Source organism: Collinsella sp. AF19-1LB (assembly GCF_003459655.1).
Lineage (GTDB): Bacteria > Actinomycetota > Coriobacteriia > Coriobacteriales > Coriobacteriaceae > Collinsella.
In genome coordinates this window covers 45,474-46,375 of record NZ_QRWO01000025.1, presented here as the reverse complement: position 1 = coordinate 46,375, position 902 = coordinate 45,474, and the positions used below count along the sequence as shown (strand labels likewise).

Here is a 902-nt window from a genome sequence, read left to right as displayed (position 1 = left end):
GCTGGTTCAAGGAGAACTGGCAGCGCGCCAAGATGACCGCCCTGGGCATCCCGGACCTCAGGGTCGTCCAGAACAACATCTCCTACAACGACAGCCGCGGCGTCACCCGCGGCATCCACGCCGAGCCCTGGGACAAGTTCATCTCGGTGGCCCGAGGCTCGGTCTTCGGCGCCTGGGTCGACCTGCGCGAGGGCAGCGCCACCTACGGGAAGGTGTTCACCTGCACGCTCGACCCGAGTAAGGCCATCTACGTCCCGCGCGGCGTGGGCAACTCCTTCCAGGCCCTGGAGGACGGCACCGCCTACACCTACCTGGTGGACGCCCACTGGTCCCTCGAGCTGAAGAGGACCTACACCTTCGTGAACCTCGCCGACCCCGAGCTCGCCATCGAGTGGCCGATCCCGCTGGCCGAGGCCACCGTCTCCGAGGCCGACCTCAACCACCCGATGCTCGCCGACGTCGTCCCGATGGCTCCCAGGCGCACCCTCGTCACCGGCTGCAACGGCCAGCTGGGCCGCGCGGTGCGCGCGCTGGCCGAGGAGCGCGGTGTGGCGAAGGACTTCGACTTCTGCGACATCGACACTTTCGACATGTCCGACCCGGACGCCTATTCGCAGTACGACTGGTCGCTCTACGGCACCGTGATCAACTGCGGCGCCTACACGTCCGTGGATAAAGCGGAGACCCCCGAGGGCCGCGTGACCGCCTGGAAGGCCAACGCGACGGGGCCCGCGCTTCTCGCACGCACCTGCGCCGGGCACGGGATCACGCTCGTGCACGTGTCCTCCGACTACGTCTTCGACGGCACCGAGGAGGTGCATGACGAGGAGGAGCCATTCAGCCCGCTGTCCGTCTACGGCCAGACGAAGGCCGCCGGCGACATCGCCGTGGCCGGGTGCCCG

At 68.5% G+C, this 902-nt stretch carries 1 protein-coding gene; it reads left to right on the top strand.

Going from position 1 to position 902, the window contains the following annotated elements; all coding sequences use genetic code 11:
- On the top strand, positions 1-902 hold a 902-nt coding region (locus tag DWX39_RS08340), incomplete at both ends, for a dTDP-4-dehydrorhamnose 3,5-epimerase family protein (RefSeq protein WP_117759329.1).